Raw genomic sequence first — 18,855 nt, forward strand, 5'->3', positions numbered from 1 at the left:
CGCTGTATTTTCGGCTAAACACTAAATCTGCTTGACGCCTTTACATGTTGCAACCGGCATTTCCGGTTCATATAACATAATTGCCGTTGCTTCCGTATAATAAAACCTCTACATAACGACACTCACGCAGTTTTTCGTAATTTGAAACACATTGCCAGCATCTGCGGGTGCTTGTTTGAGATCGAAGATCGAGTTAGAACGGAGCAGGTGCGCATCAGGCATGTGTTTCAAATTGAAAAACAAGTGCGTCTCATGTAGAGATTTTATCAGGAGGAAGTAATCGGCATATTCAGAATACAAAACCGGAAATGCACTTAGTACACATTAAAAGGGCTCCGGCATATATTCAAGGATTGATTCATTGAAAAACATGCGAAACCGGAGCCCCTATGTCAAACTATATTCTTTTTTCCTACTGCGGATGTCCTAACAAGGTATCCTTTTGTCTTAAATCGTAAACAAAATCCAACCAATACTTTTTATAGGGCAAACGATTTTCATTTGTTAATTACTTGCTGATCGAATCTGTCTTGATGATGAACTTAACGCTGCCCTTCATATCATCTGAGATTCCACCGAAGGACTCGTAAGTTTCACCGGCCTTGATGACCTTATCACACTTCTCTGACAGAGAATCCAGATCATTTTCTGCATCATTTACTGCATCAACGATCTTATCTGTACCATCTGATAACTGCTTGCTGCCATCCTTTAAATCGCCACTTGCATCTGTAAGCTTTGTTGCGCCATCCTTTAATGTGCCTGCTCCTTCTTTCAGAGTATTTGCACCCTTGGACAAGCTTCCTGCACCACCATTCAACTTAACCATACCGGTATACAGGTCTTTTGTTCCTGAATATACTTTCTTTAATCCTGAATTAAGTGCGGATGCTCCTGTTGCAAGCTGTCCAACGCTGGTCTTTAATGTTGTAAGCTGTGAACTGAATGAGCTTAACTTACTAAGTACCAGATTTGCACCATATGAGATACCATCCTGATATGCTGTCGCATAACCTGACTTATAACCTTCTACATAAGCTGTACCATATGCTGACTGATAAGCTGTACCATATGCGCTACCATAGCCGGTTGTGAATGCATTTGTATAAGCTGTGCCGTATGCTGTACTATAACCTGATGTATAAGCTGTACCATAAGCTGTACCGTAACCTGACTTATAAGCTGCTCCGTATACATCACCATATGCAGTTGCAAATGCTGCCATCAAAGCATTCTGTGTTGCTTCATCCGGCTGTGTACCTGTTGCATCTGTATATGCTGATAAGAAATCAGCGAAATAACTTGAAAACTTTCCCTGTGCTTCTGCTGTTACTGTTGCAGCAGAAGGAGCTGCTGCCTGTGCTTCAGCTGCCACTGTAGAAGCAGATGGTGCTGATGCCTGCGCCTCTTTTATAACCGCATCCTTAGATGGTGCTGCTGCCTGACCATTCTTCTGTGCCTCGGCAGAAACTGCATCCTTGTCAACGCTTGCTGCAATCTTATCTTTGTTTGCTGTCAGGTTATTTGTAATATTATTTGTGATCGTTTTCTTGATCGCTGATTTCTCTTTGTCACTTAATTCTGTCTTGGTTGGAAGGTTGATTCCTTTTACTGCCTTATTTAACTTTGCCAGTCCATCACTGATCTGCTTTGATCCTGATAAAACACCATTATCACCTTCAAATGCTGCCTTTAATGTACCTGCACCTGTTGTAGCTGAGTCAACGCCCTGAGCCAATGTAAGAGATCCCTTGTAAAGATCATCTGCACCGGTCTTTACCTGTGAGATACCATTTGACATAGAAGACACACCATCTGTGTAGTCCTTGATTCCTGATACCAGAGAATTCATACCTTCACTGTATGTGTCGACCAGTTCGTTGATATCAGATTCAGCACCCTTCAGATCCTTGTTATCGCTGTCCTTGGATAAGAATCCGGTAGAAGCAACCGTCATTGTCATATCCAGAGAGAAATCTGTACAGTCTGCTGTAACCTCAAAGTAATCCGGAATCTCAACATCTAACTTCTGCAGATCCAGGCTGTCCTGAAGGCCGGGCATACCCATACCAACAACGATACTGTTGTTTCCATCATTTACAACCTGACCATTCTCAACCTTGATATTTGAGAATTTGTCATTTGATAAGATCATACCGGTTGCCATCAGGAAAGGAGTATATACATCTCCACTCTTTGAATTATTGACATATTCAAATCTCATCTTTACCTTGCCGCTCTTGCCTGCCAGCTGATCCGGTGTGATCTCCTGATCATCCAGATAATAAGTAACCTTAACTTCTACAGGAACCTGCTCCTCTGACTTGCCCTGATAATAAATGGAATTGCCATCTGCCTTCCATACAAGTTCTCCATTATTCTCTGTAAATGTCTCGTCGCCTTTTACATTCTCGATATCAGTCAGGTTACTGCTATCCTTAATGGTTGCCTCACCATCTGTGTTCTTTAACCACTCACTGACGATAACGTCCTGCTTATTACCTGCTGCATCAGCAATAACGTAAACGGTTTCATCTTTATCACTGTCTGTATTCTCGGAAAGTCCGATAGAATTCTCAAGTACATCTGACAATTCTTCATCGCTCTTACTCATGATCTCCGGGTTCTCTAATGTCTGTACATCTCCTGTTGCTGTACTGCCACAGCCTGTAACGGATAACATCATTGCACCACTCAGAGCGATCGCCATAAATCTTTTTCTTGCTTTCATATTTTTATAACTCATACTAATTACCTCCTAATTTACTACTGCCGGTCAGCAGGACCATTGGAATCATTATTTACATCTATATATTTATCATCGTCACTGTAACTGTCATCAAAATCATAGTTATCAAAGTTTCCGGATTTCTTCTTTGCAAATGGTCTGTCTTCATTCAGGAAATCATCATCATCTGCCGTTTTCTGTTCCGAAGCCGGATCAACATTTCCCGCTCCGGCATAAGCTGCTTTCTGTTTGCCGGTAATACCCTTGAATCCGATTGTTGTATGGATGATCAGCTTATCGAATAACATCAACGCTGCAGGAAGCAGGAAGATGACGACAAACATACTGATGATAGCTCCTCTTGCCATCAACGTACATAAAGAACTGATCATATCGATCTCGGAGTAACAGCCAACACCGAAGGTTGCGGCAAAAAAGCTTAATGCACTTACGATAATGGAAATCATAGATGTCTGAAGTGCAACTGTAACTGCTTCTTTCTTAGCAAGGCCATTACTTCTCTCTCTCTTATATCTTGTTGTCATCAGGATCGCATAGTCAACGGTAGAACCAAGCTGGATCGTACCGATAACAATGGATGCGATGAATGGTAATGTTGTATTTGTAAATGCAGGAATACCCATATTGATAAAGATTGCAAATTCGATTACACATACCAGAATGATCGGAAGCGATACTGATTTGAATACGAATAAGATGATCAGCAGGATAACACCGATGGATACGGTACTTACTGTGTTAAAATCCTTATCTGTGATCTCGATCAGATCCTTTGTACAAGGAGCTTCACCGATCAGCATACCCTTACTGTCATATTTGTGAAGAATCGTATTGATCTCATCACACTGTGTATTTACTTCATCACTTGCTACTTTGTATTCTGACATGACTAACATCAGCTTCCATTCGCCATTGTCAAGTTTGGATTTCAAATCCTGTGGAATCATACTCTGTGGAATCATAGGACCAACTACAGATTCCAGACCAAGTACAGTCTTAACACCCTTGACATTCTTAATTTCTGAAATAACTTTATTAATACTCTTTTCATCCAGATTGCTGTCAAGCAGGATCATATGTGTAGAGTTCATATTGAATTCTTCTTCCAGCTTCTGGTTTGCCTGAATACTTGGAAGATCTTCCGGTAATGAGCTGTCGAGGTTATAGTAAACATCTGTATGTGTATAACCATATAACGCAGGAACCAGAAGGATCAGGAATAAGATATGGAAGATCCAGTACTTATTCACGATAAATTTGCTAAGCTTATCAAACTTAGGAAGTAAAGCTCTGTGACAGGTCTTTTCAATCGGCTTATCAAAGATCAGGATCATGGATGGGAGTACGGTTACACAACAGATAACACCGATAACAACACCCTTTGCCATAACGATACCAAGGTCAAGGCCTAAGGTAAAGGTCATGAAGCACAGTGCAACGAAACCTGCTACTGTTGTGATCGAACTACCGATAACAGATGAGAAGGTGGAAGCAATTGCATCTGCCATAGCTTCTTTATTCTCTTTGCCATTTACTTTTTTCTCTTCCTGATAACTGTGCCACAGGAAGATCGAGTAGTCCATTGTTACACCCAACTGCAGGACTGCGGTAAGTGCCTGTGTTATGTAGGAGATCTCTCCTTTAAATACATTTGTTCCCAAGTTATATACAATCGCCATACCGATACTTAATAAGAAAAAGATCGGTACGAGGAAGGAATCCATAGTCAGTGATAATACGATCAGCGATAAGATAACTGCTATGGTTACATAGATTGGAACCTCTTTATCACACAGATCCTTGGTATCCGTTACAACAGCTGACATTCCGCTGATGAAACACTGCTTACTTGCAAGCTTTCTGATCTGAGTGATCGCTTCCATTGTCTCATCGGAAGACATTGTTGTTTTAAAGATAATTGCCATCATCGTGCAATCATCATTACGATATGCCTCTCTGATATCTTTCGGTAAAATCTCATCCGGAATAGCAATATCCATAATCGAGTCATACCAGATTACAGAATCAACATTGTCTACCTGTTCCATTTGTTTTTTTAATTTGACGACATCTTTATCGTCCATCCCTTCTACAAGGCACAGGGAGAAAGCACCCGTTCCGAAATCATCCGCCAGAATGTCCTGACCTTTCATGGTTTCGATATCCTTTGGTAAATATGAAAGTACATCATAGTTTACTCTGGTTTTCAAGAAACCAATCGCTGCCGGGATCAAAAGCAGGATACTGATAATTAAGATCGGTACACGAAGCTTTACGATCGCCTTTCCAAATTTGTTCATAGAATCAATCCTTTCGTTAATACAAAAAATGAACGGAAACCTTTTTCTTGCTTCCGTTCATAGAATATGATTATTTTGTTTGTTTGTAATTATACAAGATTTTAGGGTTGACAATTTTTTTGACATTTATCCGGAAATGTCAAAACGCATTCTAAAATAAGTATAAAAAAAGCCTGAACACCTGATAAATTCTATCATTTTCTGTACTGTCTGTTCACCAAGGTCTGTCCGGCTTCTGTTACTGTCTGTCATGATCGGATATATAGACTGCCTGCTTACACTTCTCAAGCATCTCCCTCATATAATCAGCCAGCTTCTCCGGTGCCATCTTCATACCACCCTTTGCCCATTCAACGATAATCCCACAGATCCCATATGCAAAGAACCGGGCAAATATGCCGCGTTCCTCGTTTTTCAGATGAGATTTCTCGTCTAACTTATCAATTGCCTCTTCAAAGGTCTGTTCTGCAACCTCAAGCATATACTGGATAATATAATCCTCTGCATGTTTGATCGTGTTAATATAGAACTTTTTCTCCTCCTGCATCTGTGTGAGGATCGCGCCTAATTTCTCATCCCAGTTCTCTAAGGATATCCCCTCCATATTAGGAGCAAATAATTCATTAAAATAGATCCAGACCAACAGTTCGTATTTGTCCTGAAAATGATAGTAAAATGTCTGTCTCTTGATTCCACATCGGTCTGCGATATCACTGATCGATATTTTGTCATATGGTTTCTCTTTTGTCAGTTCTTTTGCACTTAATGCAATCGCTTTCTTTGTAAGATTTGATTCCGGCATATTCGTATAACTCTTTCTATATAATAATATCCCCATATGTCTAAAATGCAGATTTTCTTCCGCACCTGAAACACATGGAGATAGTATAGCACATCTATTATAACTCGGGCAACATGTCTTTCATGCTGTTTAATCCGATCATCAAGGTTGATGTATTATGCAGAAGTGCAGATGTTGTCGGTGCGATCACACCCGCAACTCCAAGCACGATCAGCCCGGTATTAAACCCTACGATAAAACGATAATTTCTGTGAATCCGTTTCATAAGGAGATTTGCAAGTATCTTCAATGTCACAATCTCATCCAGACTGTCCGCATCGATTGTAATATCTGCGACCTCTCTGGCAATCTCCGCACCATCACTGATCGCGATGCCTGCATCTGCTGCTGAAAGTGCCGGCGAATCATTGATACCATCACCGATCATGATAACCTTTCTGCCTGCTGCCTTCTCTCGATCTACAAATGCAGCCTTATCCTCCGGCAGTACCTCTGAATAATATTCATCGACACCGACATGCTCTGCGATCGCCTTTGCAGTCCGTTCACAGTCACCGGTCATCATAACGACCTTGGAGATTCCAACCGACTTTAACCGTTCTACAATATCTGCAGATTCTTCCCTTAACGGATCCTCGATCAGGATTGCTGCCGCAAGCTCGTTATCGATTGCCAGATAGAGGTGGGAATATTCCGCCGGAAGATTCTCAAATACTTCTTCCATCCCCTCCGGTATCGTACATTTTTCGTCCTCAAATACAAAATGATAACTGCCGATGATCGCCTTGGAATCCCCAATTGTTGTCGAGATTCCATGCGCTACGATATATTTTACTTCTGAATGCATCTCTTCATGATCCAGATTTTTTCGTTTTGCCGCATCCACTACGGCTTTTGCGATTGAATGTGGAAAATGCTCTTCCAGACAGGCAGCGATACGAAGCAATTCGTTTTCACTTGTTCCGTTAAAGGAAACGACTCCCGCAACTGTAGGCTGTGCCTTTGTCAGTGTTCCGGTCTTATCAAATACGATCGTATCCGCTTCTGCTACCGCTTCCAGATACTTTCCGCCTTTGACTGTAATCTTACGGTTTCCTGCCTCACGGATCGCCGATAATACCGATACAGGCATAGCAAGCTTCAATGCACAGGAATAATCAACCATCAGGATCGCAAGGGCTTTTGTTACATTTCTTGTAAGCAGATAGGTAAGTATCGTACCGCCTAAGCTGTACGGCACCAAACGGTCTGCCAGATGCTCCGCCTTGCCCTCCAGATTGGATTTCAGTTTCTCAGACTCATCGATCATCTGCGCAATCTTCTCATATCGGCTGGAACCGGATACCTCTTTTACTTCTATTATGAGCGAGCCTTCTTCTACCACTGTTCCGGCATATACGACATTTCCTGCCGTACGTCTGACAGATACGGACTCTCCGGTAAGTGATGCCTGATTCACCATTGCTTCACCATCACAGACAGTTCCGTCAAACGGAATGATCGTTCCGACATTGACAACGACATGATCTCCTTTTGCAATCGTATCAGAATCAACCAATATCTCGTCATTCTCTGTCTTTAACCACACTTTTCCGACATTTAATGACATCGTACGTGCCAGGTCATCGACCGACTTCTTATGTGTCCACTCCTCAAGCAATTCACCGATTCCGAGCAGGAACATGATCGAACCTGCAGTCTTCATATCCCCTCGTAAGACAGATACTCCAATGGATGTTGCATCCAGCACCGGAACTTCGATCTTGCCCTTTGTCAGAGTCTTAACGCCTTTCCAGATATACTTAACAGACATCAGACCTGTATAAGCTGCTGATATCGGATATGGCAGAAGCCACTTTCTTGCATAATGGAAGATGATCTTATCGATCAGCTTCTCCTGATACATCGCATTCGTCTCTCTGCCGCTTCGTTCCAGATAACCATTTGGGACTTTTACATCTTCATAATGAAATCTGCGAAGTCTGTCGATAATGATATCCGGATTTCCCGTATAACAGATCACTGCATCCGCCGTCCGGTCATACACCTTTGCCGAGCTGACCGGTTCAAAAGACTCCAGATAATATAAAAGAATATCAGCTTCTTCATATGACATATGATTCTGACACATATGTACACGCAGTCTGCCCTTCATCTTATCTTTTATTATGAATTTCAATTCAGCTCATCCTCTTATCTAAATTTTTCTTATACCTCTGCTGCTTCTGTATTTTCTGCTGCAGCCTCACATGCGCACTCAGCAGTTTCTCCTGCTGTCTCTGCAGGAATATCTTCTACAACGACCTCTTCTTCTGCTTCACGATCTGCATTGATCTGCTTAGCGCCCTGGTAAATGTCATCTACATTTTCCTGAATGGTTGTAGCTGTGTTCATAACACACTTCTTTGCACGAAGAGCCGCTGCTGTACAGTTTGTGTAAACCTTCTTTGCATCCTTGCTTGATAATACCTTGATACCTGCCGTACCAAACAATAAACCTGCTGCAAATATTCCAACTTTCTTAATATCCATGATAATTTACCTCCTGATTGTATTAATATATTTTGATGCACATTATAGCATCATTTCTTTTTTTTGCATGTATATTATCATTTTATTCACATATTTTTTACATCTGATCATTCGCAAACATGTACACTTGTTCTACTCGTGAACTATCATCTTATGTGGCCTGTAAAAGCTTCGATAAAACAGAAATCCTACTATAGTAGTGATTACCTCTGTAACCGGGAAAGTCAGCCAGAAATACACAAATCCGAATCTGGAAAACAGATATCCAAGCGGTACAAATAAGAACACTGTTCTCATAATGGTTAGAAACGAACTCTTAAAGGCTTCGCCGGTTGCCTGCAAAAAGACCGGATAAATCTGCGCACCTACCATCGGTATAAAGCTGATCCCAATAAATCGGAATCCCTGCACTCCGATACGGATAACTTCGCTGTCCTTCGTAAACACAGAAAGCATAGGTTCCGGAATAAATTCAAAGCATAACGTTCCGATGAACATCAATGCAATTCCCCATATAAAGGCAACCGTCATCGTATGTTTACAACGATCAATACTCTTTGCCGCATAGTTATAGCTAATGATGGGTACAATGCAGGTCTGAAGAGCACCCAGTGGTATAAAGAAAAATGTCTGCCATTTGTAATACAATCCAAGTGCTGTCACTGCCTCATCGGAAAATCCTGCAAGGATCATATTTAATCCAAATATGTAAAATGTATACGTTGCCTGCATGATGATATTCGGAATTCCAAGCGCATAGATCCTGCGGATATCCTCTGGATATTTGCAAAGAGACGGAGAACGGTGAAATCCCTTCTTCATAACAAGAAGTGCCGCTACAACCTGTCCTGTGATCGTTGCAAATGCAGCTCCTGCTATTCCAAGCTTTGGTATACCAAAAAGCCCAAAGATCAAAATCGGATCTAACACAATATTCGTGATAGCTCCTGTGATCTGTGCGATCATCGGTGTCTTCATATCTCCGTTTGCCTGAAGTACCTTTGTCCATATGCTCTCTGTAAACAATCCAATGCTGCCCACACATACAATCCTTCCGTAGGTAATTACATCAGCAATTACTGTATCTGAAGTTGTCTGCAACCGTGCATATGCAGGCATCAACAGATAACAGCTTACTGCAAATAAGATCCACATAATGATCGCCAGACTAAAGCCGATGCCTGCTACCTCATCCGCCTTCTTATACCTCTTTATTCCCAGAAAATGTGCAATATTTGTATTGATTCCAACACCGGTTCCAACTGCCAGTGCGATCATCAGAAGCTGAACAGGATAAATGATCGATAACGCCGTCAGACCGCTCTCTGAGTATTTCCCGACAAATAAACTGTCTACTATATTATAAAGAGCCTGTATCAACTGTGCCAGCATGACAGGTGGTGCGATCTTAAAAAAGATCTTATTAATCTTTTCTGTGCCGTAAAAACTACTGTTTGTTTCCATCTCTGCTGCCTCCTGCCTCCTGCTCTACACAAGAAGCCAATATTTCCTGGTATTCCTTCATAAGCTCTGTCAACATCTGTATCTTCTCATAGCCAAATCGTTTTACAGATGCTTCTTCTATAGAAGCTAGCGAACAGAAAAATGTCTCTGCATATTTTCTGCCCTTCTCTGTCAATACAAATGCTTTTTCCCGTCCTTCTCCTTTTTCCGGTTCCAGAATCAGATAGCCTTGTTCACGCATCCTTGAAATTACATTATGTATCGTCTGACGCGGAAGCAGATAATTGTCACATACCTGTTTTTGAGTGCAGTATCCGTTCTCGCGTATCGTATAAAGTACCAGCATCTCATTATAATTAATGTTGTGTCTGCGCGACCAGTCTGCATACACTCCACGCAGCTTTATGATACTGTGATTGGATGCATTTATAATCTGCAAAGTCTTTCGATCCATGTTATTATCTTCCTCTCTTTCATAATCCCAAATGGGATTATAGCAGAAATAAAAGCCCTGTCAATCCATATTTTCTGAATCGCGTGCAATAATTCTGTACCTTTATTTAAAATCAGATTATGGCATACCAAAACTGCCGGCAGATTTTTATCTGCCGGCAGCCGTCTATTTCTGATCCCCAAACCTCAAACTTCTTTGGAATCCTTCCATGCCGCATTTACGCTTCATGAATTTATTTTGTTTTTACTGCTACTGCATTGCTCCAGTCTGAACAGATTTTTGTTGTCTTTCCATTCTTCTTCACATTCTTATAAGTACAGATCCGCACATAGTACTGTTTTTTTGTACTTAACTTTGTAATCTGTTTACTCTTTGCCTTATTTGAAGAAATCGTAATCTGTTTTACATTTCTAAATGACTTATTTGCAGAATACTGAATAATATAGCCGCTTGTATTCCTTGTTTGTTTCTTCCAATTTACCGTAACCTTTGTTTTTCCTGCCTTTGCCGATTTGATCGATGTACCTGCAGGTGCAATCCGAAATGTCAATGTCTCCTTGCCATTATATTTCTTACCCTTTAACTGAATCGTAACTTTGTAGTTTCCGATAGCCTTTCTGCCTTTTGCATAAGTCACTGTATAGTCCTTACCCTTTTTCAGCTTCTTGCCCTTGGTATCCTTTACCGTGACAGTTGGCTTCTTCGCTTTCTTATCATATGTATAAATGCTCTTGCTAAGCTTTACATTGCTGATCTTATTGATCTTCTTTGTAGATAAAGTCTCGCCACAGGACTTGCATTTCGTCACAAGCTTTCCATCAGCACTGAAGGTTGCTTTCTTCTTTACACTCTGAACCTGCTCCTTATGCTCGCATCCTGTCGTTTTCTTTGCTGTCAGATGATAGGATGTTCCTGATACATATATGTTCACATATCCCTTGATCGGCTCTCTTACATAGGATGCTGTATATCCGCTTCCATCCTTATCGAGATTATACCATTCCTCCTTGGTAAGAACGACATTATCGGAAGACGGCTGACCGATATACCAGTCTGCTGCTTCTCCGGTTGAATCAGTGATCGAACCTATGCTGATCAAGTCACATTTTACATAAGATGTCACACCATTCTTAATATCAAGCTCAAATATACATTTCTTACCGGTCTTATCTTCGATGTATTCCTGCTCACCTGAGGATTTGCCTCTATAAGTATATGCTGATATTTCCTCCAAGGTTTTGTAATATCCCATATTAAACGGATTAAATGCCGAATATCCATGTTCGATCTCATGTGCATAATAAAGATTTAGGGATTTGCAATAGATCAGCTTATAGATATAATAGCTGGTATCATACATATCTATCGCATATTTGGATTTTGCATCTCCATCCTTCATGTACACCTCAAATACAGAAGGCTCATCACTCAGCCATACAACGGGATGTGTAATATACCGGTCTGTATATGCCGCCTCCGTCTTTAAGGTTTTGTCTGTGTCTGCATCAACACAGTTTTTATATTCCTCTGATATTGAGTTTACATAGAACGGCATCTTATCTGTGCCTGCGTAGACATCTACAACTGCTTTTCCGCTTACCTTGAGAACGGCTTTTGTACCTTCCGGCTGCATGGTAATTCCACAATTTTTTCCCTTATTCTTATTAATCGTCAGAGTACCATCACCAAGAATCTCAACAGATCCGCCATAACCATAGCCCCATACAATAAGACTCTTAATCTGGTTATCACCCACCAGCTTGATCTTGAAGTCATCCCCCATCTCATTTGCCTCGATTGACATCGTTGGGTGTTTATAATTCGTAAGCGTTAAAGTATTCGTCTTCTTATCATAAACTGCCCCTTTTACAGTCTCTGCTTTTTGTGAACCTGTAACATATACAAAATGATTTGTATTCGTTCCACCCCGATTATAAATATTGATATACGCTGCACTATACTCTCCTGTATTTGGTCCATTTGCTGCCTGTACTGTCATCACGCATCCAACCCACATGCACAAAACCGCCAGCATCAGAGATACCTTTTTGAAATGTTTCATACCCATTTCCTCCTTTCATGGTTATACTATGCCATGAAGTATATCTGATAAACTGGCGATTTATAAGTTTACATTTGTTCTTTTTTGTATTTTTACCGCAATATCGTCACATAAATCCACTCAAAAGCAAGTTTTTATTAACAGGACTCACATCTTCCAGGATTGATCATCATATAGGCTTGAATCCAGTCCTATTCCAATCGTCAGACGCATTTATACCTTTATCGGTTTCTCCACGCATAATAGAACTGGATCAAGCCGATCCTTGACCTTGTATCTGTCTTTTCATTCAGCGATGAGATATGTTTATAGAGCGCAGTCCTTGAAATATACAGCTTTCCTGCAATATCCTGCACACTTTCATCCGATTCCAGAAGTTCTCTTAACACTTCCTGCTCTCTGTCTGTCAGACGATATTTCTCTGCAAATCGGGCAAAATAATCAACAGCGTCTGTACCGTCCGACTCTTTTATCACATTTTCCGATTCAATGTCGTGTTTTCCTGAAACCGAATCAAATACAGACCCCGTTGTTGCAGATGCAACTTCCACCGTAAGCCCATCCATATCTTCCTTACGTTCAAATCGTTCCTCTATGATATTCACGCGAAGCTGACTACTGTAAATGAACATCGCTATACTGATCATCACAAATAAAATAAGGATCACGATACTCGCAAGAAGCATCGGAGATAATCCCTCGCCGCTTACATTTCCATCTGCATTTACCGACATGGTATACGGCAACATGGTTGAGATAAAGCCGACGATACCGGCTCCGATATTATTGATAGCTCTGCCGAATCCTGCCCATAATGCAGGGATTCGCGTATAATAAGATACTTCCATAAAACCGGTTGTGAAGAACACAACGAAAAATCCTGCTGCCGGATAGAACACAAGCAGTCCAGCAAGGACCGAGCCACCTATACCGATCAATAAGATACAGAGCACGGATAAGACCGTCACACAGTACATGACCAGACTCATATATCTGCGTTTCTTCAGATCAAATAAAATTCCCGCAAGGATTCCACTTAAAGCCAGCAGAAGTCTCGGCCATTCACCTACATCGATCGCACCCTTTGCATGATAGTAAGTAACAATATTATCCAGAGCCGCAAATATGAATGTCATTAAAAGGACACAACAAACCAGCGCTCCACAGGTAAGTCCCGGATGAATCGAGGCATTATTCTGCACCTCCGTCTCATCCTCTATCTTAAAACAATCCACAAGTATTACAAAGATCACAACAAATATCAGTAGCATAGATGCCTGAATCCGATTGTCTGTGATCAGATTATTATTTACAAACTGAAGCAACAGACCTGCCGCATAAGCAGTTCCAACCATCAATGCCATATGATTACTGTTTTTCAGGATATCCGCTGCCTGATCATGCACCATACTGCCAAACATACCCGCAAACAAAAAGAACACGCACCCCCAGATTAACAGACTCCGTTCCGATCTGTTACCTGTCATCATCCAAATACTTAACATACAGATCACTCCTGAAATAATCTGCATAACCATTCCTTGTCGGCTTCCCCGATAGTGTTTCAAAATCGGATAGACCAGAAATCCTGCTGCACTGACTGTAAGAATAATGCTCTGTGCCCATACCACCCGACCTGCAGGTACCAGTTCCGCCATACGATCATCAAAGAAATATTCCGTTCCCAGAAACAAAAAATTAAAAACCGCCAATCCTGTTATGGCCAATATATAATTTCTGTATTTCCCCTTTTGATTCTTCTGCTCGGACATATATACTTCCCCATTATCTTTATAATTGTCTCATTTGTTCCCTGTCTTCCAATATTCCCCCAGCGTAAACTATTCTGTTAATGTACTACGCCCTGTCCTCAAGGTCAAATGTAATTTTTGTCAAATATGTCTCTTTGTTTTCTTTTTGCAACCGTTCCGTCAGTTCCCGCACGATATTCTTTTCCTGCCCCTGCCATTCCGATGGAACAACCATATCAAAAACAAGTTCTTTCTTTCCCTCATGAGTGTGTACGCGGAAATCATGGATTGTTATTTCTGCATCTATTTGCTGCAGGATAGTAAGTACCTGATGGTGTATCTGATCGAGCTCTGCATCGTCCGTAATAACCGGATCATAATGAATGACCATATGCACACCAAATCGGTTCAGACATTCCCGTTCGATGCGGTCAATCTCATCATGACACACCATTGGATCGATCTTCTTATCGATCTCTACATGAATACTTGCATACTGTCTGCCCGGGCCATAATCATGTACCAACAGGTCATGACAGCCAAGTACCAACGGACAGCTGCTTATATATCCAATAAGCTGTTCCCGCAAACCGGTATTTGCACCTTCTCCAAGAAGCGGAGAGATTGTATCCTTTGCAAGCGAAATTCCGCTTACAATGATAAAAACAGATACCAGCCCACCCATAAGACCATCTATTTTCCATCCGCTGATATGTTCTACAACTGTTGCGGCAAGAACTGCAGCTGTTGTCAGCACATCATTTCTGCTGTCTGCGGCTGCAGCAAATAAGGTATTTGACTGAATCTTATCTCCCATCTTACGATAAAAGAACATCATCCAGAGTTTTACCAGGATCGAACCGATCAGCACAATGATCATCAGCATGGAAAATTCGATTGATGCCGGATGGATCAGCTTGAGTACCGATGTCTTTGCCAATTCAAATCCGATCACAAGGATCATAGCAGCCACAACCAGACTTGCCAGATATTCAAATCTTGCATGTCCGTATGGATGTTCTTTGTCTGCCGGCTTCTCTGCCAGCTTAAATCCGAGTAATGTTACGATGGAGCTTGCTGCATCTGACAGATTGTTCAATCCATCTGCAGTAATTGATGTAGATGCGGCCAACTTTCCAATCACAAGCTTGCTGCCTGCCAACAGCAGGTTACACAATACCCCTATGAAACCGGTCATCTTACCGACCGCTGCCCTTTTCTTAGAATCCTGATTTTCTTGTGCCATAATAGTTACCTCCGCATATATAAGATAACTTTATGCAACGCAATTAATAATCTTTCCATCAGATTAATAGAATTATCTCCGACCGGCTGTAGCCGGAATAATAAAAAACCTGCGGAACAAATAGTAACTACTGTCCCGCAGATCATAAATTCATTCTTTATCTGCTGCCACCCTGTGTGGCCCGGCCCTGTGGTCATCCCACCGCCTGCTCAGTTTGTACTGTAGATTGATATGCAGTGCAAAAAGTATTGATACATTATAGCATGCGGTTATCCATACATCAAGTGCCGGTTTCTGATATTTTGAAGGATGATATTTTGAAGGATCTGCCACCGGAAATCTGCTTCCGGCGGCTTATCCTTATTTGTACTCTGTATTACTTGGATGCGGCAGGATTCAACTTCTTGGTCTTGATCTCATCCTGAAGCATTGCAAGGAACTCATCCCTAGGAACAGTTGTTGTCTTCTGCTCACCATGAAGTCTGTAGCTGACAGTCTTATCATTTACCTCATTCTTACCAAGGATGATCAGATACGGAACCTTCTCAACCTGAGCAGCTCTCACACGATAGCCAAGCTTCTCTGCACGTTCATCAATCTCAACACGGATATTGTTATCATCTAAGAAATCATACAGCTCATGTGCATATGCATTTAATTCCTCATCTTCATTCTTTACAGGAAGAATTCTGGCCTGTACCGGTGCTAACCAAAGTGGCAGATTTCCCTTTGTCTCCTCCAGAATGTATGCCATGAAACGATCTAAGGAACCAAGGATTGCTCTGTGAAGAACGACAGGAGTCTTCTTTGTACCATCCTTATCAATATATGTCAGGTTGAATTTTGCAGGAAGACAGAAGTCAAGCTGGCATGTAGATAATGTATATTCATTTCCGATCGCCGGCTTAACATTTACATCAAGCTTTGGACCATAGAATGCTGCTTCACCGATCTCTTCTGTGTATTCAATACCGATATCATCCAATACTTTACGGAGTGCGTCCTCCGCTGTATTCCACATCTCATCGTCATCATGATATTTCACCTTATCCTCAGGATCTCTTAAGGACAGAACACAACGATAATCTGTAATATTGAAATCCTTATAGGTGTCGAAGATCAAGTCAACAACCTGCTTGAATTCAGATTCGATCTGCTCCGGTGTTACAAACAGATGGGCATCGTTCTGACAGAAATGTCTGCCTCTCTCGATTCCTTTTAAAGTACCACTGGCTTCGAAACGGAAATCATGTGCGATCTCGCCGATACGGATTGGAAGATCTTTATAGGAATGCATTTTGTTTGCATAGATCATCATATGATGCGGGCAGTTCATTGGACGAAGTACGAAAGACTCACCCTCAACTTCCATTGCAGGGAACATATTGTCTTTGTAATGATCCCAGTGACCGGATGTCTTATAAAGATTTACCGTACCAACACAAGGAGTCATAACATGAAGGTAGCCAAGCTTTCTTTCCTTGTTCTTGATATAATTTTCAAGCTCCTGCCATACGATATAACCCTTTGGAAGGAACATAGGAAGTCCACGTCCAACCAGATCATCTGACATGAACAGATTCATCTCTTTACCGATCTTTCTGTGGTCACGGTCTTTTGCTTCCTCTAATAACTTCAGATGTTCTTCCAGTTCTTCTGCTGTAGGGAAGCATACACCATAGATTCTCTGCATTACATGGTTCTTGGCATCCCCCTTCCAGTATACACCGGAATATTTTACTAACTTGAAGTTCTTACATAATTTTGTGTTATCAACGTGTGGTCCGCGACAGAGATCTGTGAAATCTCCCTGATCGTAAACTGTAATATTTCCATCCTCTAAGCCTTCGATCAGATCCAGCTTGTAGAAATCATCCTTGAACATTTCAAGTGCTTCTGCCTTTGTAACCTCACGTCTGTAAATCTTCTTGCCCTCTTTACAGATCTTCTTCATTTCTTTTTCGATAGCTGCGATCACATCATCGTTTACAACATCATCGCCAAGGTCGATATCATAATAGAAACCTTCTTTTACAACCGGTCCAACCCAGAACTTTGCATGTGGATACAAATGCTTTACGGCCTGTGCCATAACATGGGCGCAGGAATGATTGAGCGTATTTAATCTCTCGTCTGCTTTAAAATCTACCATTTTCTTATTTCCTTTCTTTTACCTGAACTGACATCCCACCCAATGGTACAATGTCCGATAATTATTTGTACAGGAATCCTTCTGTTTCTTTGTCTATTGCACAAAAAACGCCCCTGTACAGACGTTTTTTCATCTATACAAGGGGCGATTATAATTCTTATATCGCGGTTCCACCCTTTTTATTTCCTGTGGAAATATCTCATTCATGATGATAACGGAATCACCGGACCGGATTAGGGCCGCTCAGAGCTGGTCTTCCTGAATGACTCCTCTAAGATACTTCCACCAAATGTATCTCTCTCTGTAGATTCTTCGTTCAGTACTGTTCTCATCAACACGTTATTCAAAGTATATTTCAACTGTTCCGCACTGTCAAGTAGCTTTTTCCGGTTTTATTATCATTTTTTTCTTATTGAATGATCTAAAGATTTTCCGTTAATACCTAAGACTATGGTCTCTGTCCAAGTCCGCCTTCCAGAGTGATCGTCTCTCCTGTCATATATTTGAAATCAGGGGATGCAAGCTGTACACATACACGTCCGATCTCAAGCTCTGAATCACCGAAATGACCCATCGGAGGTGTATGAACATTCTTGTCAAATGCATCCGGATATGCATTCTTGAACTGTTCTAACTGTGCTGTCCATGCAAGCGGGCAGATGATATTTACATTTACGCCATCCTTTGCCCATTCTGTTGCTGCAACTCTTGTAAGTCCACGAATTCCTTCTTTTGCTGCTGCATACGCACACTGTCCAAAGTTACCGAACAGTCCTGCACCGGATGCAAAGTTGATAACGGATCCCTTGCTCTCTTTCAGATATGGATAGCACGCTTTCATATAATAGAAGGTTGCATACAGTCCGGAATATAATGCCAGATTAAACTGATCTGTTGTATGGTCAGCAAGCGGAACACCGGATGCCGATGCCTGTGCATTATTAACCAATACGTCGATACTGCCAAATGTATCGATCGTCTGCTTTACAACATTTGCAACAACTGCCTCATTATCCGCACCGGCAGATACATCTGCTGCAACAGCCAGAACCTTTATACCATATAAGCGTTCCAGTTCTTCCTTTGCATCTTCCAACTTCTTCACATTTCGTCCTGTGATCACGACATTTGCGCCTTCTTTTGCATATGCTGTAGCGATACCGTAACCGATCGAACCACATCTGCCATCACTTAATACGGCACGTCCTCCACCTGTGACAATAACTGTTTTACCTGTTAAAAATCCCATTTTCTGTTTTCTCCTTATATTATTTGAAATCCGATACCTTCAGACTGCTTTCCGGCCTTATACAAATGTCCCAGTCCGTTTGTATCATATATAA

General features: G+C 41.4%; 12 protein-coding genes and 1 riboswitch. All 12 genes read right to left on the reverse strand.

Annotated features, from left to right (window positions below; genetic code table 11):
- Positions 1 to 508 precede the first annotated feature (508 nt).
- Entirely contained in the window at positions 509 to 2,746 is a 2,238-nt protein-coding gene (locus GT641_RS10945; RefSeq protein WP_161117546.1) for a hypothetical protein, read from the reverse strand.
- 20 nt (positions 2,747 to 2,766) lie between these two features.
- Complete coding sequence (locus GT641_RS10950; RefSeq protein WP_161117547.1) at positions 2,767 to 5,049, reverse strand: MMPL family transporter; 2,283 nt, start codon at positions 5,047 to 5,049, stop codon at positions 2,767 to 2,769.
- Positions 5,050 to 5,287: 238 nt separating this feature from the next.
- Positions 5,288 to 5,851 (reverse strand): TetR/AcrR family transcriptional regulator C-terminal domain-containing protein, encoded by a 564-nt coding sequence (locus tag GT641_RS10955; protein WP_044946079.1) that lies wholly within the window; start codon positions 5,849 to 5,851, stop codon positions 5,288 to 5,290.
- Between the two features lie 97 nt (positions 5,852 to 5,948).
- Entirely contained in the window at positions 5,949 to 8,030 is a 2,082-nt protein-coding gene (locus tag GT641_RS10960) for a heavy metal translocating P-type ATPase (RefSeq protein ID WP_119962427.1), read from the reverse strand.
- 29 nt (positions 8,031 to 8,059) lie between these two features.
- Positions 8,060 to 8,383: a DUF6110 family protein gene (locus GT641_RS10965; RefSeq protein ID WP_119962428.1), complete on the reverse strand. Its 324-nt coding sequence runs from the start codon at positions 8,381 to 8,383 to the stop codon at positions 8,060 to 8,062.
- A 132-nt stretch (positions 8,384 to 8,515) separates the two neighbouring features.
- A complete protein-coding gene (locus GT641_RS10970; protein WP_161117548.1) occupies positions 8,516 to 9,847 on the reverse strand; it encodes an MATE family efflux transporter in 1,332 nt (443 codons plus the stop codon).
- Entirely contained in the window at positions 9,831 to 10,301 is a 471-nt protein-coding gene (locus GT641_RS10975; RefSeq protein WP_161117549.1) for a MarR family winged helix-turn-helix transcriptional regulator, read from the reverse strand. Before GT641_RS10975 ends, GT641_RS10970 begins: the two co-directional genes overlap by 17 nt.
- A 232-nt stretch (positions 10,302 to 10,533) precedes the next feature.
- Positions 10,534 to 12,363 carry a fibronectin type III domain-containing protein gene (locus tag GT641_RS10980; RefSeq protein ID WP_161117550.1) on the reverse strand — a complete coding sequence of 610 codons (1,830 nt, stop codon included), beginning with the start codon at positions 12,361 to 12,363 and terminating at the stop codon, positions 10,534 to 10,536.
- 221 nt (positions 12,364 to 12,584) lie between these two features.
- Positions 12,585 to 14,135: a helix-turn-helix transcriptional regulator gene (locus GT641_RS10985; RefSeq protein WP_161117551.1), complete on the reverse strand. Its 1,551-nt coding sequence runs from the start codon at positions 14,133 to 14,135 to the stop codon at positions 12,585 to 12,587.
- A gap of 85 nt (positions 14,136 to 14,220) precedes the next feature.
- Positions 14,221 to 15,360 (reverse strand): cation diffusion facilitator family transporter, encoded by a 1,140-nt coding sequence (locus tag GT641_RS10990; protein ID WP_161117552.1) that lies wholly within the window; start codon positions 15,358 to 15,360, stop codon positions 14,221 to 14,223.
- 128 nt (positions 15,361 to 15,488) lie between these two features.
- Positions 15,489 to 15,583: riboswitch (NiCo riboswitch) on the reverse strand.
- A 153-nt stretch (positions 15,584 to 15,736) separates the two neighbouring features.
- Positions 15,737 to 17,512, reverse strand: coding sequence for a threonine--tRNA ligase (gene thrS / locus GT641_RS10995; RefSeq protein ID WP_161117553.1), 1,776 nt, complete (start codon positions 17,510 to 17,512; stop codon positions 15,737 to 15,739).
- A 448-nt stretch (positions 17,513 to 17,960) separates the two neighbouring features.
- On the reverse strand, positions 17,961 to 18,761 hold the full coding sequence (locus GT641_RS11000; protein ID WP_008402696.1) for an SDR family NAD(P)-dependent oxidoreductase: 801 nt from the start codon (positions 18,759 to 18,761) through the stop codon (positions 17,961 to 17,963).
- Between the last annotated feature and the right edge of the window lie 94 nt (positions 18,762 to 18,855).

The sequence above is a fragment of the Clostridium sp. BIOML-A1 genome (assembly GCF_009874105.1).
In the GTDB taxonomy this organism is placed as follows: Bacteria; Bacillota; Clostridia; order Lachnospirales; family Lachnospiraceae; genus Coprococcus.

Coding starts and splice junctions, on each gene's coding strand:
- GT641_RS10945 (WP_161117546.1), bottom strand. CDS start 2,746: ATGAGTTATAAAAATATGAAAGCAAGAAAAAGATTTATGGCGATCGCT.
- GT641_RS10950 (WP_161117547.1), bottom strand. CDS start 5,049: ATGAACAAATTTGGAAAGGCGATCGTAAAGCTTCGTGTACCGATCTTA.
- GT641_RS10955 (WP_044946079.1), bottom strand. CDS start 5,851: ATGCCGGAATCAAATCTTACAAAGAAAGCGATTGCATTAAGTGCAAAA.
- GT641_RS10965 (WP_119962428.1), bottom strand. CDS start 8,383: ATGGATATTAAGAAAGTTGGAATATTTGCAGCAGGTTTATTGTTTGGT.
- GT641_RS10970 (WP_161117548.1), bottom strand. CDS start 9,847: ATGGAAACAAACAGTAGTTTTTACGGCACAGAAAAGATTAATAAGATC.
- GT641_RS10975 (WP_161117549.1), bottom strand. CDS start 10,301: ATGGATCGAAAGACTTTGCAGATTATAAATGCATCCAATCACAGTATC.
- GT641_RS10980 (WP_161117550.1), bottom strand. CDS start 12,363: ATGAAACATTTCAAAAAGGTATCTCTGATGCTGGCGGTTTTGTGCATG.
- GT641_RS10985 (WP_161117551.1), bottom strand. CDS start 14,135: ATGTCCGAGCAGAAGAATCAAAAGGGGAAATACAGAAATTATATATTG.
- GT641_RS10990 (WP_161117552.1), bottom strand. CDS start 15,360: ATGGCACAAGAAAATCAGGATTCTAAGAAAAGGGCAGCGGTCGGTAAG.
- thrS (WP_161117553.1), bottom strand. CDS start 17,512: ATGGTAGATTTTAAAGCAGACGAGAGATTAAATACGCTCAATCATTCC.
- GT641_RS11000 (WP_008402696.1), bottom strand. CDS start 18,761: ATGGGATTTTTAACAGGTAAAACAGTTATTGTCACAGGTGGAGGACGT.